General features: G+C 39.0%; 29 protein-coding genes, 1 pseudogene and 1 other annotated feature. Of the genes and pseudogenes, 6 read left to right on the top strand and 24 right to left on the bottom strand.

Features of this window, described 5'->3' with window-relative positions:
• Positions 1-3: 3 nt before the first annotated feature.
• The 4 genes from RR45_RS08410 (at position 4) to RR45_RS08425 (ending at position 2,444) form a co-directional block, all read left to right on the top strand.
• On the top strand, positions 4-519 hold the full coding sequence (locus RR45_RS08410) for a hypothetical protein (RefSeq protein ID WP_031367041.1): 516 nt from the start codon (positions 4-6) through the stop codon (positions 517-519).
• A gap of 38 nt (positions 520-557) precedes the next feature.
• A complete protein-coding gene (locus RR45_RS08415; protein WP_031367040.1) occupies positions 558-788 on the top strand; it encodes a hypothetical protein in 231 nt (76 codons plus the stop codon).
• Between the two features lie 106 nt (positions 789-894).
• Complete coding sequence (locus RR45_RS08420) at positions 895-1,155, top strand: helix-turn-helix domain-containing protein (RefSeq protein ID WP_003137379.1); 261 nt, start codon at positions 895-897, stop codon at positions 1,153-1,155.
• A gap of 74 nt (positions 1,156-1,229) precedes the next feature.
• Positions 1,230-2,444 (top strand): tyrosine-type recombinase/integrase, encoded by a 1,215-nt coding sequence (locus RR45_RS08425; protein ID WP_031367039.1) that lies wholly within the window; start codon positions 1,230-1,232, stop codon positions 2,442-2,444.
• A gap of 116 nt (positions 2,445-2,560) precedes the next feature.
• Here RR45_RS08425 and rpsI read toward each other — a convergent pair whose 3' ends face one another.
• Positions 2,561-2,953, bottom strand: coding sequence for a 30S ribosomal protein S9 (gene rpsI / locus RR45_RS08430; protein ID WP_003137384.1), 393 nt, complete (start codon positions 2,951-2,953; stop codon positions 2,561-2,563).
• A 13-nt stretch (positions 2,954-2,966) separates the two neighbouring features.
• Complete coding sequence (rplM, locus tag RR45_RS08435; protein WP_031367038.1) at positions 2,967-3,413, bottom strand: 50S ribosomal protein L13; 447 nt, start codon at positions 3,411-3,413, stop codon at positions 2,967-2,969.
• Between the two features lie 170 nt (positions 3,414-3,583).
• Here rplM and rnhC point away from each other — a divergent pair, with 170 nt between their 5' ends.
• A complete protein-coding gene (gene rnhC / locus RR45_RS08440) occupies positions 3,584-4,462 on the top strand; it encodes a ribonuclease HIII (protein ID WP_031367037.1) in 879 nt (292 codons plus the stop codon).
• Positions 4,459-5,052 (top strand): signal peptidase I, encoded by a 594-nt coding sequence (gene lepB, locus RR45_RS08445; RefSeq protein ID WP_031367036.1) that lies wholly within the window; start codon positions 4,459-4,461, stop codon positions 5,050-5,052. The genes rnhC and lepB overlap by 4 nt, the downstream gene beginning before the upstream one ends.
• A 79-nt stretch (positions 5,053-5,131) precedes the next feature.
• Here the strand turns inward: lepB and hisE are convergent, their stop codons facing one another.
• The 22 genes and pseudogenes from hisE to RR45_RS08560 form a co-directional block, all read right to left on the bottom strand.
• Positions 5,132-5,446: a phosphoribosyl-ATP diphosphatase gene (gene hisE, locus RR45_RS08450; protein ID WP_031367035.1), complete on the bottom strand. Its 315-nt coding sequence runs from the start codon at positions 5,444-5,446 to the stop codon at positions 5,132-5,134.
• Complete coding sequence (hisI, locus tag RR45_RS08455; protein WP_031367034.1) at positions 5,443-5,793, bottom strand: phosphoribosyl-AMP cyclohydrolase; 351 nt, start codon at positions 5,791-5,793, stop codon at positions 5,443-5,445. The genes hisE and hisI overlap by 4 nt, the downstream gene beginning before the upstream one ends.
• Positions 5,790-6,551 carry an imidazole glycerol phosphate synthase subunit HisF gene (gene hisF, locus RR45_RS08460; protein ID WP_031367033.1) on the bottom strand — a complete coding sequence of 254 codons (762 nt, stop codon included), beginning with the start codon at positions 6,549-6,551 and terminating at the stop codon, positions 5,790-5,792. The genes hisI and hisF overlap by 4 nt, the downstream gene beginning before the upstream one ends.
• Before the next feature lies 1 nt (position 6,552).
• Positions 6,553-7,266: a 1-(5-phosphoribosyl)-5-[(5-phosphoribosylamino)methylideneamino]imidazole-4-carboxamide isomerase gene (gene hisA / locus RR45_RS08465; RefSeq protein WP_031367032.1), complete on the bottom strand. Its 714-nt coding sequence runs from the start codon at positions 7,264-7,266 to the stop codon at positions 6,553-6,555.
• Positions 7,244-7,870 carry an imidazole glycerol phosphate synthase subunit HisH gene (hisH, locus tag RR45_RS08470; protein ID WP_031367031.1) on the bottom strand — a complete coding sequence of 209 codons (627 nt, stop codon included), beginning with the start codon at positions 7,868-7,870 and terminating at the stop codon, positions 7,244-7,246. Before hisH ends, hisA begins: the two co-directional genes overlap by 23 nt.
• A gap of 1 nt (position 7,871) precedes the next feature.
• Positions 7,872-8,456 (bottom strand): imidazoleglycerol-phosphate dehydratase HisB, encoded by a 585-nt coding sequence (gene hisB, locus RR45_RS08475; RefSeq protein WP_031367030.1) that lies wholly within the window; start codon positions 8,454-8,456, stop codon positions 7,872-7,874.
• Entirely contained in the window at positions 8,453-9,106 is a 654-nt protein-coding gene (gene serB, locus RR45_RS08480) for a phosphoserine phosphatase SerB (protein ID WP_031367029.1), read from the bottom strand. The genes hisB and serB overlap by 4 nt, the downstream gene beginning before the upstream one ends.
• A gap of 14 nt (positions 9,107-9,120) precedes the next feature.
• Complete coding sequence (locus tag RR45_RS08485) at positions 9,121-10,803, bottom strand: hypothetical protein (RefSeq protein ID WP_143188757.1); 1,683 nt, start codon at positions 10,801-10,803, stop codon at positions 9,121-9,123.
• Entirely contained in the window at positions 10,787-11,512 is a 726-nt protein-coding gene (locus tag RR45_RS08490) for an ABC transporter ATP-binding protein (protein ID WP_031367027.1), read from the bottom strand. Before RR45_RS08490 ends, RR45_RS08485 begins: the two co-directional genes overlap by 17 nt.
• Positions 11,513-11,548: 36 nt before the next feature.
• Positions 11,549-12,835, bottom strand: a complete 1,287-nt coding sequence (hisD, locus tag RR45_RS08495; protein ID WP_031367026.1) for a histidinol dehydrogenase — start codon at positions 12,833-12,835, stop codon at positions 11,549-11,551.
• A gap of 1 nt (position 12,836) precedes the next feature.
• Positions 12,837-13,478, bottom strand: coding sequence for an ATP phosphoribosyltransferase (hisG, locus tag RR45_RS08500; RefSeq protein WP_031367025.1), 642 nt, complete (start codon positions 13,476-13,478; stop codon positions 12,837-12,839).
• Positions 13,475-14,434, bottom strand: coding sequence for an ATP phosphoribosyltransferase regulatory subunit (locus tag RR45_RS08505; protein WP_031367024.1), 960 nt, complete (start codon positions 14,432-14,434; stop codon positions 13,475-13,477). The genes hisG and RR45_RS08505 overlap by 4 nt, the downstream gene beginning before the upstream one ends.
• Positions 14,431-15,486, bottom strand: coding sequence for a histidinol-phosphate transaminase (gene hisC / locus RR45_RS08510; protein WP_179295336.1), 1,056 nt, complete (start codon positions 15,484-15,486; stop codon positions 14,431-14,433). Before hisC ends, RR45_RS08505 begins: the two co-directional genes overlap by 4 nt.
• A gap of 189 nt (positions 15,487-15,675) precedes the next feature.
• Positions 15,676-15,893 (bottom strand) — a binding site (T-box leader).
• Positions 15,894-15,960: 67 nt separating this feature from the next.
• Complete coding sequence (locus RR45_RS08515) at positions 15,961-16,836, bottom strand: zinc-binding alcohol dehydrogenase family protein (RefSeq protein WP_031367022.1); 876 nt, start codon at positions 16,834-16,836, stop codon at positions 15,961-15,963.
• Complete coding sequence (locus RR45_RS08520) at positions 16,833-17,258, bottom strand: hypothetical protein (protein WP_031367021.1); 426 nt, start codon at positions 17,256-17,258, stop codon at positions 16,833-16,835. The genes RR45_RS08515 and RR45_RS08520 overlap by 4 nt, the downstream gene beginning before the upstream one ends.
• Positions 17,259-17,331: 73 nt before the next feature.
• Complete coding sequence (locus RR45_RS08525) at positions 17,332-17,595, bottom strand: tetratricopeptide repeat protein (protein WP_031367020.1); 264 nt, start codon at positions 17,593-17,595, stop codon at positions 17,332-17,334.
• Positions 17,596-17,685: 90 nt separating this feature from the next.
• Positions 17,686-17,898, bottom strand: coding sequence for a hypothetical protein (locus RR45_RS08530; protein ID WP_031367019.1), 213 nt, complete (start codon positions 17,896-17,898; stop codon positions 17,686-17,688).
• A gap of 556 nt (positions 17,899-18,454) precedes the next feature.
• Positions 18,455-18,850, bottom strand: a pseudogene (locus RR45_RS11430) (3,4-dihydroxy-2-butanone-4-phosphate synthase).
• 203 nt (positions 18,851-19,053) lie between these two features.
• A complete protein-coding gene (locus tag RR45_RS08545) occupies positions 19,054-19,635 on the bottom strand; it encodes a TetR/AcrR family transcriptional regulator (RefSeq protein ID WP_031367017.1) in 582 nt (193 codons plus the stop codon).
• Between the two features lie 222 nt (positions 19,636-19,857).
• Positions 19,858-20,400, bottom strand: a complete 543-nt coding sequence (gene mnmM / locus RR45_RS08550) for a tRNA 5-(aminomethyl)-2-thiouridylate-methyltransferase MnmM (protein WP_031367016.1) — start codon at positions 20,398-20,400, stop codon at positions 19,858-19,860.
• The gene (mnmL, locus tag RR45_RS08555; RefSeq protein WP_031367015.1) at positions 20,394-21,311 is read right to left on the bottom strand and encodes a tRNA modification radical SAM protein MnmL/YtqA; all 918 of its coding nucleotides are present in this window, start codon (positions 21,309-21,311) and stop codon (positions 20,394-20,396) included. The genes mnmM and mnmL overlap by 7 nt, the downstream gene beginning before the upstream one ends.
• Positions 21,308-21,958, bottom strand: a complete 651-nt coding sequence (locus RR45_RS08560) for a phosphatase PAP2 family protein (RefSeq protein ID WP_031367014.1) — start codon at positions 21,956-21,958, stop codon at positions 21,308-21,310. The genes mnmL and RR45_RS08560 overlap by 4 nt, the downstream gene beginning before the upstream one ends.
• Between the last annotated feature and the right edge of the window lie 90 nt (positions 21,959-22,048).

A 22,048-nucleotide genomic window follows, 5' to 3' on the forward strand; every position in this document is an offset into this window, starting at 1 on the left:
TCAATGAATTTAACAGAATTTAGAATGCGAGCGATGAATGATGAAGTCCAGATGATAGAGGACTTCAATTTTTTTGAGCAAAAAGTCGCAAGTTTTAAAAAAGACTTGTATCTATCGCCTTATGCCAAAATCAATGAAATTTTAGCATGGTGTGAGTTGCTCATCAAGTATGAAAAACAAATTGATTTATTGTGTCTTGAAGCAAAACAAGCAATACAAGATAAGTTGAACAAACTCAAACCAGAAACAATCGAAAATCACGCAAACGTTGACGACAAAACAATTAGTGTCTGGTCTGATTACGTATTAGAATTACTAGAATTAGATAGGCGCTATCAAGATGTTGTTTATAGTTTCTGTGTCTCTATTGATAATTGTGTTAGATACTTAGTGTCTTATACAGATGAATTAGCAAAGTACGGTTTCAGCTTGCCACAAATTATGGTTAAAGTTCGAGACCTTGGTACATTTCACTGGTTGAACAAGCAGTCAAAAGCTCAACTATTGGGCTGTATTTAACAAGTCTTAAAAGACTTTAGGATTTAAGGAGATGAAAGATGACTTATGATTTAGCTTGGAAAGTTGTATTACGTGAAGCAAAAATTTTTTTAATCAGATATTTGAAAATTGATGTTGAAAAAGAAGATTATGAAACACGTGTTAGAGAAGAACTTGAAATTGTAGAATTTGACAATGACACTATTTTTCTTGAAGATAACTATGGCAGAATTATTGAACATAATTATAATGCGGAAGAATGGCAAGTTGACGGAATGTGGGTTTACTAATTTCTAACAGGCGTACCTTTAGTTTAATTGTAGAACACTCCGATGTGGGCGGTGCATATTCGTTATATGCAGGGTATATAAAATATGAATGAAAGGATTATCAATTATGCAAGTTATTCTCCCAGATGAACAGGTACACGAAATTCAGCTTTTATTATCAAATTTGATTAAACAAGAAATTGAACAGATACTAAATAATAGTAATATCGAAAGTCCTTTTCTTAACAAAAAACAAGCATGTCAATACCTTGGAATTGCTAATAACACGCTTGATAATTGGATTGATAAAGGATTGCCAAAGATAAAAATCGGTAAGACAATTCGATTTAATAAATTCGAAGTCAATCGTTGGCTTGAAAGTCAGTAGCAATTTTACCATAGTTTGATTATAATTGAAGCATAGTATTTTTCTAGCTCAATTCAAAATAAGAGGAATACAATATGACAATAACAAAAACAAAAAACGGAACGTATCGTTTACGAATTTATATTCCAGAGGAAGCCAGATCATCACTTGGAACGGGTAAAAAAGTAATCGAAAAGCGTTTTAAATTAAGGAGTGAAGCCAAAAAATATGAACTAGATATGCTAAACAAAATTGATAAAATTTTGAGTGGAGAAAGACTTTCGGAATTTGAAACAAATGGCGATATTCTCTTTTCAGATTTTTTCTATCACGTTTGGTGGAAATCTTACAAAGCAGGGCAGACAACCAGTACAATTAAACCGCCTACAAAAGTTACAGTAGAAAATACTACTTTAGTATTCAAGAAACATATTTTACCTATGCTTGGCAATTACTCGATTAACTTTCTCAATCAAAATAAGCAAGTCATTTTAAATCTAATGACTGCTAAAGCTGATGAGTATGCCAACTTCAAAGTTATAAGAAGTTATGTTAATTCTATCTTTGATTGGGCGGAAGAATTGGAATACATTGAATCTAATAAGATTTCTAAAACTTTAAAACGCATTAAATCAACGAAGAAAATCAGGTTACGTGAAGCCAGACGTGATGAAGACTTGTATCTCTCTCAGAATGAACTCAGGGATTGGTTGAAAGCAATTGCTGATGATTTAGAAAATGGAGATTTAAAATTAAAAGATTATGTTCTATTCTTTACAACATTTTTTCTTTCTGATCGAAAATCGGAAACTTATGCTCTTGAATGGCAACACATTGATTTCAAAAAATCTGAAATTCATCTAATTCAAGCATTAGATAAATACGGTAATATCAAGTCAACAAAAAGTAATAAAAAGACTATTTTTTCAATTCCTAAAGAATTAATTATTATGCTTCAAGATTGGAAAGTTCAACAAAAGAATGAGCTTGCAAAATTTAATATCATTCAAACAAATAAACAATTTGTATTTACGTACATTGATACTAAAGGGAACGTAAACAAACCATTACATCCTGATTATCTCAATTATCGAATGAATGCTATTAGAAAGAGACATGCTAACCTCGCACCCGCTACACCTCACAAATTAAGACATACTGGAGCAACTCTAGCCAAACAAGCTGGTACTTCTTTAGAAGCAATCTCAGAAGCCTTGACACATAGTGGAATAGATATAACTCAAACTTATGTCAATACCTCAAATGTTGTTCCTATGGCTGTCGGAGAAATTGCTTATCGTCATCTTTAAAAATCAATGGTGTGAATATGGTGTGAATTTTGGTGTGAACTTTTCAAAAAACGAACAAAAAAACACCCAATGGTGTGAACCAAAAGGTGTCTTGAAACGTTGATATGAAAGAGATATTAACGTTTTGAAAATTGACTTGCTTTACGGGCTTTTTTGAGACCTGCTTTTTTACGTTCAACCATACGAGCATCACGTGTCAACAAACCAGCGCGTTTCAATGACGCACGGAAGTCAGGGTCTACGTTCAAAAGCGCACGTGAAATCCCGTGACGGATTGCGCCAGCTTGACCAGCGTAACCACCACCATTAACGTTAACAAGAACGTCGTAAGCACCAACTGTTTCAGTTGCGCCAAATGGTTGGTTGATGACCAAACGCAAGTCTGCGTGTGGGATGTATTCTTCAACATCTTTGTTGTTTACTGTGATTTTACCAGTGCCGGGTACCAAACGTACACGAGCTACTGAATTTTTACGGCGTCCAGTGCCGAGGTATTGTACTTGTGCCAATGTCTAGTCCTCCTTAGATTAATCCTGTAATGTCAAGCACTTCTGGGTTTTGAGCTTGATGTGTGTGCTCAGCGCCAACAAATACTTTAAGTTTCATGCCTTGTGCACGACCAAGCGTGTTATGTGGCAACATACCTTTTACAGAAGTTTCGATAAGACGAACTGCATTTTTATCACGCAACTCACCAGCAGTGATTGATTTCAATCCACCTGGGTACATTGAGTGTTTGTAGTAGATCTTGTCAGATGCTTTTTTACCAGTCAATTTCACTTTTTCAGCGTTGACAACGATCACGAAATCACCAGTGTCAGTGTGTTGTGTGTATTGTGGTTTGTTTTTACCGCGAAGGATGCTCGCAACAACTGCTGACAAACGTCCCAAAGGAATATCTGTCGCATCAACAACGTGCCATTTACGTTCAACTTCGCCTGGTTTAGCGAAATATGTAGTTTTGTTCATGATTTCTCCAATTTTTTATCTGTAGTTTACATAGGTGTAGCTGAATCGTTCCTTATTCATCTACGGTATTTTCAAGTTTCCGGGACCTAAAAATGGGGTAAACAATACCGTTTTATATAATATCACATTTTAACACGTTTTGTCAAGTTTTTTTTGCTATAATAGTACTTATGAACATTGTTTTGAAAATGTCTGCAGCTGACATTACCCGCCTTGTTGAAAATTTTCAAGCCTGGGCTCAGCCCTCAGCCAATCCATATATCCAGTTTTTAGCTAAACCACAGGGCTGCGTGATTACAGTCTATACTTCGGGCAAGGTCATGTTTCAAGGTGAGCAAGCCGAGACCTATGCCGCAAAATTTGGCTACCAAGAAACAAGCTCTGTGCCAGTCCAGCAAACTAATATTATTGGTACTGATGAAGTCGGTAATGGCTCTTATTTCGGTGGCTTAGCAGTCGTCGCAACTTATCTAAGTGAGGCTGATCTACCACTCATCAAGAAATTGGGCGTTGACGACTCTAAAAAATTGACTGATGTCAAAATTCAACGGATTGCGCCTATTCTAAAAGAAAAAATTCAACACCAAGCATTGCTACTCTCCCCCAGCAAGTATAATGAAGTCATTAACTCTGGTTACAATGCTGTTTCTGTTAAGGTCGCCTTACACAATCAAGCGATTTTTCTATTAGAACAAGCTTTATCTACTGCACCAGATTATATCATCATCGATGCCTTCACGACTGAGAAAAATTATACTAAGTATCTCAAAAAAGAAAAGAACCAAATCAAAGGTCAGGTGACATTGCGCCAAAAGGCAGAAAGCCAATTTTTTGCAGTCGCTGTGTCATCTGTCATCGCGCGAGATTTATTTCTCACCAACTTAGACGACCTATCTCGCGATGTTCGTCTCACGCTACCAAGTGGCGCTGGCCACAAATCAGATATGGTTGCTGCTCAAATCATCCAACAGTATGGCGAAGGGGCATTAAGCCAAGTCGCTAAACTGCACTTCGCAAATACAGAAAAAGCAAGGAAATTAGCCAAATGAAATTATTAAAAGAATGGGGTCCATTTGCCCTTTTTATCATCGTCATGCTCTTATTACGTGTCTATGTGTGGCAGCCGGTCATTGTGGAGGGTCACTCAATGGACCCGACTTTAGCTGACAAGGAGCGTCTGGTGATTATTAGAACGGCAAGTATCAAGCGTCAGGATATCGTCGTTGCTAAGGAACTGAATAAGGAGACTAACGAGACTAAAAATATCGTGAAACGTGTGATTGGTTTGCCTGGTGATACAATTAGCTTTAAAAATGATGTCCTTATGGTCAATGATAAAGTTGTGAAAGAGCCTTATCTAGCCGACTATCAAAAAGCTTTCGCCTCAGACCACCTGCAAAAAACTTATCAGGGCAATGCTTTTTTCCAAAGCTTAGCTCAGAATGCCAAGACTTTTACACTATCAGCCGCAAGTCAGACAGAATTTTCAGTTAAAGTTCCTGAGGGACAATACTTCCTAATGGGTGACAACCGATTAGTTTCACAAGATTCCCGTCAAGTTGGTACTTTCAAAAAAAGCGATATTGTTGGCGAGGCGAAACTTCGTATCTGGCCGTTGAAAAAAATTGGTCTGCTTTAATAAAAGTATCCTAATTCTAAACATATAAAAACATCTGATAGACCAGTTTAGTCACGGGATTCAGATGTTTTTTTGCTATCTAATAGGTCTCAATCTCAGGTCGATCATGGACATTGGACTGCTTGCCATTCCGTTCGTCTAAAACTGCCTGAACGTCAGCAGGTGTCACGCCAGTTTCTGCTAACATGACAGCGATATGGTAGAAAATATCTGCTGTTTCATTGGCAATTTCTGCTTTGTCCGCATTTTTCGCCGCAATGACGACTTCTGTCGCTTCTTCGCCTACTTTTTTAAGAATTTTATCCAAGCCTTTGTCAAAAAGATAATTGGTATAAGAACCTGCTTTAGGCTCTTTTTGACGTGCCACAGCTTGCTTGTATAATTCATCAATCATGCTTTATCTCCCTCTACTTCTAAAATGTCATTAAAGAAACAAGACTTAGCACCAGTATGACAGGCTGGGCCAATCTGTTCGACCTCAATCAACAGCGTATCCAAATCACAGTCTGCTGTGATTTTTTTGACGTGTTGATAATGACCAGATGTCTCGCCCTTGTGCCACAGTTCTTGACGGGAACGGGACCAATACCAAGTTTCACGCGTTTTCAAGGTCAGCTTGTAGCTTTCCTCGTTCATATACGCCAACATGAGCACCTGCCCGTTTGCCACATCCGTGACAATCACAGGCAGTATACCATCAGGACTTTTCTTGAAATCTAATTCAAAAGTATCTGTTTTCATGATAAGCGCACCTCGATTTGATTTTCTTTCATTTTGACTTTCACATCGTGAATGTCGATTTCACCGTAGTGAAAGACACTGGCAGCCAAAGCCGCTGTGACTGGCGTTTTTTCAAAGACTTCGACAATATCGTCAGCCGTCCCTGCACCACCACTGGCAATCACTGGTACATTGACCACAGTGGCAATGGCTTGATTGAGCGCCAAATCATAGCCAGACTTGGTGCCGTCCTTATCCATAGAGGTCAAGAGAATCTCGCCTGCGCCCAAGGCAACTGCCTTTTTCGCCCATTCAATGGCATCCAGTCCAGTGTCCTTACGACCACCATTGACATAGACATGAAAACTACCGTCGTCCTGTCTTTTAGCGTCAATGGCGACCACGATACATTGGTTGCCAAACTTCTCGGCACCCTGCCGAATCAAATCGGGATTAGCGACCGCACTCGAATTAATACCGACCTTATCGGCGCCTGCCTTGAGCATCTTGTGCATATCCTCAACCGAGCGAATGCCACCACCGACTGTAAACGGAATAAAAACCTGATCCGCCACCTTGCGCACAACATCAACCATGGTATCACGCGCCTCATGCGTCGCCGTAATATCCAGAAAAACCAGCTCGTCACAGCCCTGTTCATAGTAAATCTTCGCCGTCTCAGCGGGATCGCCAACATCCGTCAGATTGACGAAATTGACCCCCTTAACCACGCGCCCATCCTTAACATCCAAGCACGGTATGATGCGTTTTGCTAACATATCAGAACTCCCTCAACTCATCTAGACTCACATTACCATTATAGTAAGCCTTGCCGACAATGGTGCCAGCAACGCCGATTTCAGCTAATTTTGTCAGGTCGGAAAGCTGAGCAATCCCACCACTTGCAATGACCGTAGCACTTGTAAGCGCAGCCTGCAACTTCTCGTAATGCTCAAAGTTCGGACCAGTCAAGGTACCATCACGGTCAACATCGGTATAGACAAACAGTCTAACCCCGATTTTTTCCATTTCAAGCGCCAGGCTAATAAAATCAAGATCAGATGTTTCTAGCCAGCCTTCTGTTGCGACCAAGCCATTTTTAGCATCAATCCCAACAACAATCTTATCCGCTCCGAATTGGTCAAGTGCAGCTTTCACAAAATCAGGACTTTTAACCGCCATACTCCCGATGATGACACGATCAACACCTTTTGCCAAGTAGTCAGAAATCTGCTCTAAGGTTCTAATTCCGCCCCCGACTTCAATTTTTAACCCTGTTTTGGCGACAATTTCTTCGATAATCGGTGCCGAAGTTGCCCGACCATCTAGCGCACCGTCTAAATCAACAACGTGCAGATAAGTGATGCCTGCTACCGCAAAAATTTCAGCTTGCGCCAATGGACTAGCATTGACTACTGTTTCTTGGGCGAAATCACCTTTAAATAATCGCACAGCACGACCATTCTTAATATCAATTGCTGGTAGAATCTGCATAGACAACCTCCTTAAATTCTTCTAAGATACCAAGTCCAACGTCTCCTGATTTTTCAGGGTGAAATTGCGCCCCGTAGACATTGCCCCGTGAAATCATAGCGGGGACTTTAATACCATAATCAGCCGTTACATCCAAAAATTCCGTCGGTACATCAGTGAAGTAGGAATGGACGAAATAGACATATTTATCCTGAAGTTCTGGTGTCAAAGCCGTGTTTTGGTGGACGTCCAGCGCATTCCAGCCCATGTGTGGGACGGGGAAATTTGCCTTAGTCGGAATTTCCCGACAGGTGCCCGGAATCAAGCCGAGGCCCCTGGTCATCCCGTGTTCTTCTGATGCCTCCAGCAAAAGTTGCATCCCCAGACAAATGCCCAGGAGTGGTGTACCACTTGCGACAGTTGACTTGATCACACCCACCAAATCACGTTTTTCAAGCTCTGCCATAGCCGTTGGAAAAGCACCGACACCCGGTAAGATTAACCCATCCGCTGATCGGATGGTAGCTTGGTCTGCCGTCAACACAGCATCAACACCGATTTTATTTAAAGCACGTAAGACATTTGCTGTATTACCTGCATCATAATCAATCACTGCAATCGTCATCTTACAGTACTCCCTTAGTCGAATTCACGCCATGAATCTCTGGATTCAAAGTCACCGCTTCACGTAAAGCACGCCCGGTTGCCTTAAAAAGAGATTCTGATTTATGATGATTATTTTTACCATGTAAAATTTTCAGGTGCAAGTTCATTTGCACATTGAAGGCCAAGGCTTGGAAAAATTCTTCGACCAATTCAGTATCGAAATTCCCCAAAGTCGGGTTTGTGAACTCAGCATCAAAAACGAGATATGAGCGACCTGACAAATCAAGGCTTGCCATGCCTAATGTCTCATCCATCGGCACAAAAGAGGTGCCGTAGCGGTTGATACCCGCCTTATCGCCTAATGCCTCACGTAGCGCAACCCCAAGGGCAATACCGACATCTTCAACCGTATGGTGACTATCCACGTGCAAATCACCATTAGCCTTAACGACTAAGCTCATACGACCGTGACTTGCGAAAAGGGTTAACATATGGTCGAAGAAACCAACGCCAGTTTGAATATCAACAGGCGTTTGGGCATCTAAATTAACCGCTAATGTAATCTGTGTTTCTGCTGTGTTGCGTGTGATTTCTGCTTGTCTCATAATTCACCTTTCACTTCTTTAATGATATCTAGGACTAACGCTAAATTAGGCGTGTTGATTTGATAAGGTGCTTGTTCACGGACGACTGGCTTAGCATTGAAAGCAATTCCAATGCCACTCGCCAAAATCATTGGGAGATCGTTGGCACCGTCACCCATAGCGACCGTCTGTGATAACTCAAGACCTACTTCGGCTGCCCATTTTTTTAGGCTAGCTAACTTCACTTCTTTTGTGACAATGTCACCCGTCGTTTTACCGGTGAGCTGTCCGTCTACAATTTCTAGGTGATTCGCACGGACATAATCAAGCCCAAGTTCACGGGCTAAATCATCAACTGTTTCGTGAAAACCACCCGACACCACGCCAACCTTCCAGCCATTGGCCTGCAAGGCCTCAACTAAGTCACGCGCCCCTTCAGTAAAATGAATTTGCTTGCGCACCTCAGCAAAAACGGTCTCAGGTAGTCCTTCGAGTAGTGCCACCCGCGCCTCTAGCGCTTCAGCGAAATCTAATTCCCCGTTCATTGCGCGGCTGGTGATGTCTGCAATTTCAGCACCGCTCCCCACAATCTCACCTAGTAAATCTATCCCTTCTTCCTGAATTAGTGTACTGTCCACATCCATGATTAGAAGTCCTTTAGCTTTTGTCATCTCATCTCCAGTTTCTATTTTAATTTAAATCTTTTTGGTGCTTTTAGTTTAACTATGATTAAGCCAAGACTGACATAAACCACAATGATAATTGAAATGGTCAAAACGTACGTTGTTGTTTCATCAAAGCGATTGGCTAATTGATAATTCTGAATACAGAAATAATAAAATATCCCATTAATAACGGTAAAAATTGGATTTTTCATACCACCTTCTCTATCAAAAGGTTGCAAAATATAATAGAGAAATAATTCATGAAATGAAAACAAAAGATTTACAGCAACCCCATAAAAAACAATCAGGCCATAAAAGCTCAAAGGTATCGCTTTACCGAATAAAAGTATCCCTAGAAATACATTAATAAAGAGTGCGACAACGATGGGTGTATTGAGTATAAAAGATTGTTTCAAACGCCCAATGAAACTCTGCAAAATGGTTTGCTCAGTTCGATAAAAAGGATAATTCAACATCGCTTGGTCACACTTCGTATAGTAAATGGCAACAACCTCTTTCGATATACTCGCCAAATACATGATGAAAAAGATACTAGGTAGAATGTTACCTACCTGATTAAACGTCAAATAGTTTGTTTTTCCAAATCGAATAACTAAATAGGCATAAACACCCAGTATAATCAAGAAAGCAAGTCCCAAGCCCCCTAAACGGTAGAACAATTTTTTCTTGAAAATCTTCCGATAACGCTTAAAAAGTAAACGATTCAGGAGTTGAATACCAGAAAATTTATCAAATAATTCTTGCTCATCAGTCACTTCAATTTTTTGACTTGATTTCTGTGCAGCTTTCAAGCCTGTATTTGATTGATTTGATCTTGCCTCCGTCACTATTTGCTCATGATATGCGAGATTTCTAAAAATACTTTGGATAAACCTTTGTGATAATTTCTTTTTCTGACTTAGTAAAAAACTAACACTAGCTAATATCAAGATAATCCAAGCTGAAAGAGCTGTCCACTCTAACGTATGAACTAATGTCAGATAGAAGAGACCAAATACCCCTCCCCCAAAAACGACGAGATTATAACTATATTTGAAAATCTTTTTTTGATAGCTATCCAAAATGTCTACCCACCAATTTTTAGATACTAAAAATAAAGCAAAATTTAACGTCAATAAGCGAAAACTAGACGGTAAGACGATAGCAACAAAAGACTGGTGATAGATTAATCCTAAAATACCCAAGGGAAAAATATAGGCGAGTAAACTCATCACAAGATTTATCCGATTTAGCTTTTTTAAGGTATCTCCATAGGAAAGTCGAAACATCTTAGCAAATGCAATTCCTCTAAATAAACTACCACTTGAAGCCTTTACAAAACTCAACTGCTCAAAAATACAAAAAAGGAGAAATATTGTTAATGTCCAATGAAAAATCTCAGGATAATCTATTCTAAAAGTATCCCACAACACACTTTCCTTTTGTAAAGAAAGATTTTTAACCCCAAAAGCCACCAGCCAAGCTATGAAAACCAAAAAACTTTTTCTAAGTACCGTTAGTGGCAAACTCAACCATTTAAAAACCACTAAAATAACAGTCTTTAAATCTCTCATACCATAAAACTTTGGCGAGATGGATTTACCAATTAAAGGTATGCGACGTAACCAAAACCACAAGCCATTCAGAAATTCGGTCATTTGAATTTGCAAGTAGTTTTTATAAAAATTAAGATAAGGCATCATTGTCATGTTCCTCACTCAAAATCGTCACAATCTCCTTTTCAAAATCTTGAGACTGAAGTTTATCATTCCCTAACACCTCTAATTTTTGGTCATGCAATAAAACAATTTCATCACATAACTCCTTGGCAAGTTCCAAAATATGCGTGGAGAAAATGACAATCGCTCGTGATTTCAACTCGCGAATCCGCTCCTTGACCTCGTAAGCCGCAACCGGGTCAAAGCTAGTCAATGGCTCATCTAATAAATAAATCGGTGCGTTTGTCACCTCAGTTACTAACATTTGTACCTTATTTTTCATCCCGTGAGAATAATCCCGAAGGAGCTTATTTTGGTCACTGACTTTGATACCATATCTCGTCAAATTATCACTAGCCGAAAGGGTTGTCGTCAAACGTTCCCGATTTAAATCCATAACAAATCGAACAAATTCTAACCCCGTCATAAAATCAGGTAAATGCGTCGTCGTTGTGACAAATCCAATCTCAGTGTTCTCATAATTTGTCATTTTCTGCCCCTCATCATCGATGATAGCAATACTGCCACTATCCACTGATAAATTCCGAGCAATACAATTAAACAAAGTCGTTTTCCCTGACCCATTTCGACCAAGCAAACCATAAATTTTACCCGTCTCAAATTTAAAAGTCACGTCATTAAAAAGTTGTTTATCATCAAATGCCTTATCGATATTTTCTAAAACAAGTTGCATCTTCCCCCCTAACTCTACTGAGCCTATTTTTTACTATCACTTATCAATTTCCCCACGAATCTCAATCGCACGCGCATGTGCCTGCAACCCCTCAGAGTAAGCCAAAGTCGTGATATCTTTTGTTGCTGCCACAACAGCATCTTGGCTGTAATAAGTAAACTGACTTCTCTTGACAAAATCATAAACGCCTAGTGCACTGTAAAAACGTGCCGTGCCAGACGTTGGTAGCACGTGATTTGTTCCCGCATAGTAGTCGCCAATCGGCTCACTTGTGAAATGCCCCAAGAAGATACTCCCCGCGTGCTTAATCTTAGGCAAATAAGTCATAGCATCATCCAAAGCGATTTCCAAATGTTCAGGCGCCACCTCATTCATCAAATCAAACATCTCATCAACCGAATTAGCAATAATCGTTCGACCGTTGTTTTCAATAGATGCCCGTGCAATAGTTTCACGTGGTAAAGTTTGTAGTTGTTTTTCTAATTCAAGATCAACCGCATCAGCCAACTCGATTGAATCAGTCACTAGCACCGCTCGCGCCAACTTGTCATGCTCAGCTTGCGACAACAAATCTGCCGCAACATAAGCCGCATTAGCAGAGCTGTCCGCAATCACACCGATTTCAGACGGCCCTGCAATCATATCAATACCAACTTGACCAAAGACTTGTTTTTTCGCCGTTGCCACAAAGACATTGCCCGGTCCTGTGATTTTATCCACCTTAGGGATTGACTCAGTACCATAGGCTAAAGCTGCGATGGCTTGTGCGCCACCGACTTGAAAAATCTTCGTCACACCCGCTAATTGTGCTGCGACCAAAATGGCTGGATTAAACTGAGTTTGCGGTGGTGTCACCATATAAATCTCTGGCACGCCCGCAATTTTCGCTGGCAGAACATTCATCAGCACACTTGACGGATAAGCTGCCGTTCCGCCTGGTACGTAGACACCAACTTTCTCAATTGGTAAAACAAGCTGCCCTCGAATGACACCTGATGCCTGCGCATCGACAAATCCAGTCTCGACTTGATGTTTGTGATAAGACTGGATATTTTCTTTCGCATTTTGCAAAGCTAATAAAACATCTGGGTCAATGGCATCAAAAGCCTGTTGGATTGTTTCACGTGAAACTTCAAACTCTGAAATCGCCACCCCATCAAATTCTTCCGAGTACGCCCGCAATGCCGTATCCCCATTATTACGAACATTCGCAATAATAGTTGCGACAATCTCATCAAAATTATCTTGAGATTTAGCATAAGCCGCATATTCTGCGTCCAAAATCTTAGAAATTTCCTTAGCACTTCCTGTCAAACGTTTCATTTTAACCATTAAAAGCTACCTCTTCATTTCCGACAACCGCCTGCAAGCGGTCAATCAATGTCATAATTTCCGAATTTTTCTTGATACTCGCGCTATTAGCAATCAAACGCGACGACACGCGCACAATATCCTCAAAGACGACCAAACCATTTGCAACTAACGTGTTACCTGTTTCAACAATATCGACAATGGCATCCGTCAAGCCGATAACCGGTGCAATCTCTACAGAGCCTTGAATGGATACTATCTCTACATCTTCATCCTTGCTATTAAAGAAATCAGTGGCAATCTTAGGATACTTGGTCGCAATCTTCTTACGCTTGTGATCTGTCGGATCATAGCTTGGAATACTCGCCACCGCAAATTTGCAAAGCCCGATATTCAAGTCCAACATCTCCAAATAATTTCCAGGATGCTCATAGAGAACATCCGAACCAACAACACCTAAATCAGCAATCCCATGCTCGACATAAGTCGCCACATCAGGCGCCTTGACCAATAAAAATCGCAAATCCTGTTGTTCATCAATGAAAATCAGATTCCGCCCCTTATCCGCCATAAACCGCATATCAAAGCCAGCTTGCTCTAAAATTTTGACCGTGTCCTTTTCAATCCGCCCTTTCGTCAATGCTATCGTAATCATGCGTCACCTCCATCAAATACAATATCTTGACGTATTTCTTCATAAACCGCATCAACATCTAGCGCCCAGCCCACGGCACTGACAGCCCCCGCATCAAAACGCTCAAATAATTTATCATAGCGGCCACCACTCAGAAAAGCATAAGGCACCTTATCACTAAAGACCCGAAACATCACGCCAGTATAATAATCTTTTTTAGCTAGCATCCCGAGGTCAACTGTAGATAGTGCAAAATCATGACTCAAATTTTCAATTTCTGCTAAACCAGCTAAAATCTCAGGATTTGTCACTAATTTCTTAGCCTCAGCCAGTACTTTATCAGCCGGTCCAAACAAGCGTGGTAATTGTCTCAAAAAAGCATCGAACTCACTCGGGTTCTGCTTAACAAACTCCGTCAACCCAGTGATTGACTTGTGCTTAATCCGACTTGCTAATCGCTCAGCTTGCGCCGTATCAAATGCTGCAAAAATCGTATGCAAAATCCCTGCATGACTCAGTTCAATCCGATAATCCTTCACCCCTGCCAAATGCAAACTCGACTTGGCCAAGTCCAAAGCCTCCGTAATCGCAACAGCCGCATCGAAACCAATGATTTCAATCCCAGCCTGCATCCGTTCATTCTGCAAGCCCTTTAGCTCATCATGATTTCTAAAGACCTTCCCACTATAAGAAAATTTAATCGGCAAAGTTACCTTAGTCGTCGCCACCACACGCGCAATCGACTGCGTCACATCAGGCCGAATCACAAGCAAATCACCATGCTTATCAAACAAATGATAGTTATGATTATCTAGCTCATCCTCAAAAACCCCAGCGTACTCAATCATCGGTGTATCAATCCGATTAAACCCACTCGCCATCAGAAAATTCGACACCTTGGTTTCAATCTGATAAACACTGTGCGCCCGCTTGAACAGCTTATCATGCATGCCCGGCGCTAATTGCTTATTTTTCATTCAAACAAATCTCCTATCACTTGTATCACCTTACTCATTTCATCCTGCGTCCCGATTGAAATTCTCAGGTAATCCGACAACCGCGCCTTATCGCCAAAATAGCGCACATAAATCTTCTTGGCTTGCAAAAACTCAAAGACTTCTCTTGCGGAAATGCTAGCAGGCTTAGTCAAAACGAAGTTAGTTTTAGACGGGAGCACCTCAAAGCCCAGCGCTCGTAATTCAGCAGAAAACCAATCTCGTGTCACTGAAATTTCAGCATTGACCTGTGCATAGTAAGCTGAATCTACAACTGCCGCAGTCGCTAATGCCTCAGCGATCAAATCAACCGAATAAGGATTATAGGAATTTTTCACCGCATTAATCACCGAAATCAATTTCGGTGAGCCGATTCCATAACCGACCCGCAAACCAGCCAAAGCCGCATCTTTAGAGAAAGTCCGAGTGATAAAAATATTGTCATATTGTTCTAGCAAAGGCAAGGCAGATTCACCACCAAAAGCAATATAAGCCTCATCAATGATCACCACCACATCTTGATTTGCCGCAACAATCGCCTCAACCTCAGACAAGTCTTTGAAAATACCCGTTGGTGCATTCGGATTAGCAATCACAATCCCACCATTAACGCTATTAACATAGTCAGTTGTCACAATCTCAAATTCATCTGAAAGTGGCACCTCCTCGAAAGGTATTCGAAATAAATCCGCCCAAACCTTGTAAAAACCATAAGTCGTATCAGGAAAAAGAATCGGATCAGTCGAATTGAAAAAACTCAAGAAAGCCAAAGCTAAAATATCATCTGAGCCATTTCCTACAATAATTTGATCTTGATGAACAGCCAAATTATCTGCTAAAACACCACGTAAATCATTATTTTCCAAGGATGAATACTTCCTTAGCTCTCTGCCATCAAAATCTGCCAAAGCTTTTAAAACACCTGAACTCGGTGGAAACGCATTCTCATTGGTATTGATTTTAATCATCTTTTTATCTTGCGGCTGTGCTCCAGCCACGTACGGTTTTATTTGACGCAAACCCTTCATATTAATCTCCTTATTTGAACTTCAAGCTAATTTGCTCCCGCGGTTACTCGTCGCAGTAGGTCTTTTAGTGGCGAGTAATCGCAGCAACAAAGCGTTCTACGAAAATTTTCGGCTACGCCACATCGCTTTCAGTATCATGATTTTACCATTAGATCATCTCTTAATTGAGCAAAAAAAGCCCAAGTGAAATAACTTCACAAGGACGTTTTAACGTGGTACCACCTTTATTCTAACAAATGTCGCCATCTGCTACTCAGCAAGTCAAGACCTGCACCCTTAACGCGGAAAACGTGACACACTACTTTATTTCGTATGCCCTCTCAAGAATGTGTAACCTCTGATTTTACACGCTTTCCCAGCACCAAGCGCTCTCTTTAGAATTGACAGAGGTATCTTTCTCTCACAGATTTTTCTATTTACTACATTTTACAAGAAAATTCAGAAAATAGCAAGCATTTTTTGAGCGTGTTTGCCAGATACTCAAACAAAAGAAATGAGATTTCTACCACGGCTCGGAAAATTTTCTTGATAGTTAATCGCCTCTTTGATCTCATGATAGTAAAATTCACGGTCAATAGGTAGAATAATGTCACCATTTTTCAACAATTCAAGTAACTTAGCATATTCTCCAGGAAATATCCCCTCACTAATAAATCGAACTCCTAAAATATTTTGCTGAGCAATACTTATGATATCAACTCCTCGTTCAATGTAAGATTTTAGTAATATTTCTTGTCCTGCAATATCAACTACTAAAGTTGCTTCCAATTTCAAATTTTCATCTCCAGAATAAACAGGTAACTGATAGTCTTTACACCGTTTTTGAAAATAGTTCGCTGATTTCTCTCTGATAAGTGGCACAATAGTTTTATCAGAAGATTTCAAAAGTTGTAGCAAAGCTAAACCTATCACGGAATTTGCACCTGTGATAACAATAATTTGATGACTACTTTTTATAATTTTCTTATACAAGACAAAAGCTGTATCCAAACCACCGACAACACTTACCGCTTGAGAATCAGTGACAGCATCAGGAATCGAAATTGTCAAGGGTGGTATATGAGAAGTAATCCTCTCTTTAAATGTACCACTCGGATTAAGTACCAAAACACGTTGATTTATAAGTTTTTCCGAGCGAAATTTGCCTACCTTTTCTACTCTACCAACTGCACCATAACCTAGTACATGCGGTAAAGTTACTGGAATCTTGCCATTTAACTTCATAACATCATAGGGTAAAAGTGGTACCATACTTGTCTTAATTAAAATAGAAGTTGGAAGAAATTTCTCTACCTCAATTTCCCCAAAATCAAGTGCCTTAATACCATTGGTATCTCTTTGAATAACGGCTTTCATGCAACCTCCTCAAGTTCACAAAGATGTTTTAAGACTTGTAAATTTCCTGCAAAAGCATTCTGAACTACTGAACTAATAACCTTAGCAAGTGATGTCAACACACTTTTTTCAAGATAAAGCGTCTGGCTTAAACTTGTTTGAGTAGCATTGACTTCATCGATCGTCCAAACAACACGATACTCTACTTTACCCATAGTTGAGACATAGCTAACTTCATTTCTCCCTACTTCAACTTTGATAATTTCTTGTTGATTTAAAGCGCCGTGTTTACGATAAAGTTTGAACTTATGGGCACCAATTGGTGTCACCTCAACAATTTCATAATCCCATTTTAAAATGTTTTGAACATTTTCTAATAATGTTTCGACTGTTTGAGTACCGCTATTAACCATGATAGTATTTGTAAATAACTTAGTTTCCATAATTTAGCTCCATTTCTAGATTGGGATTATATCCCATTAAAAATGCAAGTGCCTCCACCTTACGTTCGAGTATCTACTTGATTTTTTTTTGAATTTGACCAATTTGCGTTAATATTTCTACCATATCATCTAAACGATTGACTATATTGTAAGCTTTAGCAAGAGATAGCAGATATCTGATATTATCTGGATTATTTTCGACAGTTTGCTCTAAACAGCTCATAAACTGAGTATTATCATCAATGAAATTAAAATAATTTCCCTCAATATATGGAAGTTCGGGATTATTATCATCGTGTGACTTTGTTTGTCCAAGTAAAAACTTAACACGTTTCATTCTGGTTTTGAAGCACATTTTTATAACCCATTATTTGTTGCAATGCGCTCCCTCAGCACGCGCCATTTCAATCAATCTGAAAGTTTTTTCCTAGGTACTTAGAGAAAACTCCAAAAGCATTCTATTACCAATAGACAAAACACGTTCATGATATTCAGATGAAGTCTGATGACTCAAACAATGGTTTCGTAAGCCACCACTATTTAGCTTAGTCATCATCTCCAACATCTCTTGTTTAGTATCAAATTCACCCATTCGCTTATCACTTAGCTGTTCACTGGCAAGATTAGCGATAATTTTCATACAGGGTAAATCACAACAGTAGCTTTTTCCTTTTACAATTTATTTTTTAAAAGTTTCATTGCTGAAGTCGCATCCTCTTTTCTATTGACTGATACACAATTCAAATACTTAGGCCACCAATTTGAAAATATTTTATCAAAAGCCTCTCGTTTTGTAATAAAATATTTTTTAATTAGAGTTGATATCATGTAAAATTTTCGTTAAACCGCAATGATCAAGATAGCTACTATGATTAGCAATGATCATTTTAGAACCCTCAAACATCAAGTTTTTCTTGCACGATACGTCTCCCATTCAAACCAATCTACCAGTTTAGTCGTTGAAGTGAATAATAGCTTATTTGTAAACGATATGTTGCGCTACTATATCCTCTCTAGCATTATTTTGTCAATAATCTGTCGGTTGCTCAATAGTAATCAAAGGTAACTCATAATAATCAGCAAACTTTTCAAGGTAATCTAAACGATCGGGTAATAAAATCTCACAAAATGCACCAACCGCTCTCATTAACAAGAAGGGAATGTGTTCTAGACGAACAAAATCAGTTTCATATGCTTTAAGTCAATATTTTTTGTATGGTATCTGAACGGTCAAAGTCAGAGGTGTCAGTTGTAACACCAGTAATCTCTGATGTTCCATCAATTGAGAAAGTAAACTTCGTCCCATGCGACTCTGTGTTACTTTCGACCATTTGTATTAAATTAAGTTGATCTAAAATTTCTCTTGAAACAGGCACACATCACAGACCATATGCTTGTGTAATCATAAAATTAACATTTTCTGGTATCATTTTTGTTCCGAGATGAATTAAATCTCCCTCACTTTCGTGATTGTTATCATCTAAAACAACTGTCAGTCCACCATTTTTCATGTGGAGAATAGTTTCTTCAATTGTTGCTTTCATAAGTAAATCTCTCTTTTCTAGTAGCAAGAATTTTTTATATTTTTTCATATCTTCCTTGCAAAATAAGTATAACAAATTTTATTGATGATTAGTTCGCTTAAAACAAGACAAAGCGTCAAGTAAAACAGAGAACAAAATACCTTAAAATCTCAATTTTTAGTCTTTAAACTCTAATATCATCCTGACAAGTTGTCAAGTTTTATATTTCAAATTTCAAATAAAAAAACGTCCATCAGACGTTTCTGTATATTTTATTTTTCAAATAGTAATTCATAAGTTGAGGTTTTGATGAGATAATCAAATTTTTTCTGGAAAAGTGAGGCAGGCTCAGGTCTATCATTTGTCAACCAATTTGAAATAATCGCAATGATTTGTCGCACGATAAGGCTACAAATAAAATCATTAGCTAGGGGTGACTGGTTACCTGTCTTTTTAATATAAAGTTCGATATAGGGTGTATAAACCTTATGAGCATAGTCAGCCCAGGAAGAATCCAGTACTTTACTATAGAGTATTTTTAACCAATCGCGTTTTTCATATAAAAGCGGTAAAATTTCCTGCTCAAAAAACTTAAAAAAATCGTCGTTATAATCACGATAGCCATCAGAGAAGAATTTTTGCATTCTGACTTCACATTCTTCACTGACAAGCGCATGGATTTTATCAATAATTTCTCCAATATTACTAAAATGTTTGTCATAAATACTTTGCCTACTAATCCCCGCTCTCTTGGCAATCATGTCCATAGTTATTTTTTTAGGTTCGCTTGCTTCTTCTACAACAAGAAAAAAAGCATCAATAATTTGTCTTTGTCTATCTGATATGAGAATCAATATTTTCCTCTTTTCGTAAAAGTAATAGCTATAACAGCTAAAATTTTAGATATCATTTCTAAATAAATATCTTTCCTTTCGTTTTACTAGAAAATTCAGAAAATATCAAACATTTAGATATCATCAATTAAAATTATATCAAAATACCATCTAAAGATACAAACTTATTTTTTAAAGATAGTTATATTCGGAGATCTCAGATATATGAATTTAATTTCCATGCTACGCTAACTTCTCAATCATCACCAAAAAAGGCGGTTGATTAATTTGATTGATACCACCATAACGCATCACCTGATAAGTCTTTTGTGGCAAGGTAGAAACAACTGATAAAACAGCATCCCGTTCCTCATGACCACCCTCATGACCATAATAAATCATCAAAGCAATCCGACCACCAGTAACCAATAACTCCAGCATTTTCGTCAGTGCAGGTAGCGTCGTTTCAGCCTGCGTGATCACTTTTTTATCTGATTTTGGCAAATAACCCAAATTAAAAATAGCAGCTTTAATCGGCTTATCCACATACTTATCCACATTTTCATGCCCATCCAAAATCAGTTTAGCTTGTCGCTTATTTTCCGCCAAACGTTTCTCAGTCATTTCCAAAGCTAAATCCTGCACATCAAAGGCAACAACAGCGTCAGACAGACCAGCCAAGAAAACTGTATCAAACCCCTGTCCCATGGTCGCGTCAACAACAACATCATCCTTAACGATAATCTCCGCCAACAAATGGTGCGCTAATTCAAGCGGTCTTAACATGCCTTATCTCCCTGAAAAACATTGCGACGTTCTAACTCTGCATCAATCGCATTCAGTACTTCCCACTTCTTCAGACTCCACATTGGACCAATCAACATCTCACGCGGTGCATCTCCTGTCAGACGATGAATTGAAATTTCTTTTGGAATAATCTCTAGCTGGTCACAAATCACATTAACATAATCATCAAAAGCCATCAACTGCAAAGCTCCCTGATGAAAATCACGCTGCATTCGTGTGCCAGTCATCAAATGCAACAAATGAAGTTTGATACCCTGAATATCTGAATCTGCCACAACACGACGCACATTTTCAACCATCATTTCTTGAGTTTCTCCCGGCAAACCATTAATCAAATGCACACAAACCAAAATGCCACGAGCCCGCAATTTAACCACAGCATCCAAGTAAGTCTGATAATCATGTGCACGATTAATCAAATCACTCGTTTCTTGGTAGGTCGTCTGTAAACCAAGCTCAACCCAAACTGTCATCCGCTCATTAAGTTCAGACAGATAATCAAGCACATCATCAGGCAAACAATCCGGACGCGTCCCAATATTAATGCCGACAATATCTGGTCTATCCACTGCTTGTTCAAAACGCTCACGCAGCACTTCTACCGGTCCATGTGTATTGGTAAAGTTTTGAAAATAAGCAATATACTTCTTAACACCCGGCCATTTTTGATGTAAAAATTCAATCTCTTTTTCAACCTGAACTGGAATCGGTTCCTCAGGCGCAACAATCATATCACCTGACCCAGAAACAGAACAGAACGTACAACCACCGTGCGCCACAGTACCATCACGATTCGGACAATCAAACCCTGCATCAATCGGCACTTTAAAAACCTTCTCACCAAAATTATCACGCAGATAATCATTCCACGTCGTATATCGCTTATTCACTTTTGAACTCCCTTAAAACGCCACTTAAAGCGCAATTCGTCATATATCGGGTACGTCATCAATAACATACTACCACTCACCAACCAAGCACCCAAAATATCAGTAGGATAATGTACCCCCAGATAAATGCGAGACATACCGATCAGCACAATGAACATGCCAACTAACACACGAACTAACCACTTCATTTGACGATTGCGCAGCCTTTGGCATATCAGCACCATCAGACACGCATAAAACATCAAACTCGTACTAGCATGCCCTGAAGGGAAACTCAACCCATTCTCTACCACAAGGTGCTGTAAGGATGGACGCGTCCGACCATAAATATGTTTCAGTAAAGAGATTAAAATAGGGACAATAGAAACATTTAAACTGATAAAAATTGCTTCACTATACCATTTTTTCAGCACTAAAAAAACAAGTACAATACTTAAAAGAATAGGAACATAAACTGTCCCACCAAAATTAGTCACAAATTTATAAAAAGAAGTCAGACCATCTGACATATTATGCCTAACAATTAACTGTATTTGACGGTCAATCCCCGTTAAAGTACTCGGGAAAAATTTCACTAAATACCCTAGCATAACGAAAAATACCAATCCAAAACTTGCATATAATTGATACGATTTTTTTAGTTTCATTATTATATTATAACAAAAAAGTCCATCTATTGAAACATAGATGGACTTACAATATCTGACTCCGCTTGCAAGACTCGAACTTGCGACATC

It is taken from the genome of Pseudolactococcus chungangensis CAU 28 = DSM 22330 (assembly GCF_002441885.1).
Taxonomy (GTDB): domain Bacteria; phylum Bacillota; class Bacilli; order Lactobacillales; family Streptococcaceae; genus Pseudolactococcus; species Pseudolactococcus chungangensis.

Coding starts and splice junctions, on each gene's coding strand:
- RR45_RS08485 (WP_143188757.1), bottom strand. CDS start 10,803: ATGATGCCTTATCTTAATTTTTATAAAAACTACTTGCAAATTCAAATG.
- rnhC (WP_031367037.1), top strand. CDS start 3,584: ATGAACATTGTTTTGAAAATGTCTGCAGCTGACATTACCCGCCTTGTT.
- RR45_RS08505 (WP_031367024.1), bottom strand. CDS start 14,434: ATGAAAAATAAGCAATTAGCGCCGGGCATGCATGATAAGCTGTTCAAG.
- RR45_RS08425 (WP_031367039.1), top strand. CDS start 1,230: ATGACAATAACAAAAACAAAAAACGGAACGTATCGTTTACGAATTTAT.
- hisB (WP_031367030.1), bottom strand. CDS start 8,456: ATGAGACAAGCAGAAATCACACGCAACACAGCAGAAACACAGATTACA.
- RR45_RS08560 (WP_031367014.1), bottom strand. CDS start 21,958: ATGAAACTAAAAAAATCGTATCAATTATATGCAAGTTTTGGATTGGTA.
- hisD (WP_031367026.1), bottom strand. CDS start 12,835: ATGAAACGTTTGACAGGAAGTGCTAAGGAAATTTCTAAGATTTTGGAC.
- mnmM (WP_031367016.1), bottom strand. CDS start 20,400: ATGTTAAGACCGCTTGAATTAGCGCACCATTTGTTGGCGGAGATTATC.
- RR45_RS08525 (WP_031367020.1), bottom strand. CDS start 17,595: ATGAAACGTGTTAAGTTTTTACTTGGACAAACAAAGTCACACGATGAT.
- hisG (WP_031367025.1), bottom strand. CDS start 13,478: ATGATTACGATAGCATTGACGAAAGGGCGGATTGAAAAGGACACGGTC.
- RR45_RS08520 (WP_031367021.1), bottom strand. CDS start 17,258: ATGGAAACTAAGTTATTTACAAATACTATCATGGTTAATAGCGGTACT.
- hisH (WP_031367031.1), bottom strand. CDS start 7,870: ATGACGATTGCAGTGATTGATTATGATGCAGGTAATACAGCAAATGTC.
- hisI (WP_031367034.1), bottom strand. CDS start 5,793: ATGAAAACAGATACTTTTGAATTAGATTTCAAGAAAAGTCCTGATGGT.
- RR45_RS08530 (WP_031367019.1), bottom strand. CDS start 17,898: ATGAAAATTATCGCTAATCTTGCCAGTGAACAGCTAAGTGATAAGCGA.
- lepB (WP_031367036.1), top strand. CDS start 4,459: ATGAAATTATTAAAAGAATGGGGTCCATTTGCCCTTTTTATCATCGTC.
- RR45_RS08420 (WP_003137379.1), top strand. CDS start 895: ATGCAAGTTATTCTCCCAGATGAACAGGTACACGAAATTCAGCTTTTA.
- serB (WP_031367029.1), bottom strand. CDS start 9,106: ATGACAAAAGCTAAAGGACTTCTAATCATGGATGTGGACAGTACACTA.
- RR45_RS08415 (WP_031367040.1), top strand. CDS start 558: ATGACTTATGATTTAGCTTGGAAAGTTGTATTACGTGAAGCAAAAATT.
- hisF (WP_031367033.1), bottom strand. CDS start 6,551: ATGTTAGCAAAACGCATCATACCGTGCTTGGATGTTAAGGATGGGCGC.
- hisA (WP_031367032.1), bottom strand. CDS start 7,266: ATGCAGATTCTACCAGCAATTGATATTAAGAATGGTCGTGCTGTGCGA.
- rplM (WP_031367038.1), bottom strand. CDS start 3,413: ATGAACAAAACTACATATTTCGCTAAACCAGGCGAAGTTGAACGTAAA.
- hisE (WP_031367035.1), bottom strand. CDS start 5,446: ATGATTGATGAATTATACAAGCAAGCTGTGGCACGTCAAAAAGAGCCT.
- RR45_RS08410 (WP_031367041.1), top strand. CDS start 4: ATGAATTTAACAGAATTTAGAATGCGAGCGATGAATGATGAAGTCCAG.
- RR45_RS08490 (WP_031367027.1), bottom strand. CDS start 11,512: ATGCAACTTGTTTTAGAAAATATCGATAAGGCATTTGATGATAAACAA.
- RR45_RS08515 (WP_031367022.1), bottom strand. CDS start 16,836: ATGAAAGCCGTTATTCAAAGAGATACCAATGGTATTAAGGCACTTGAT.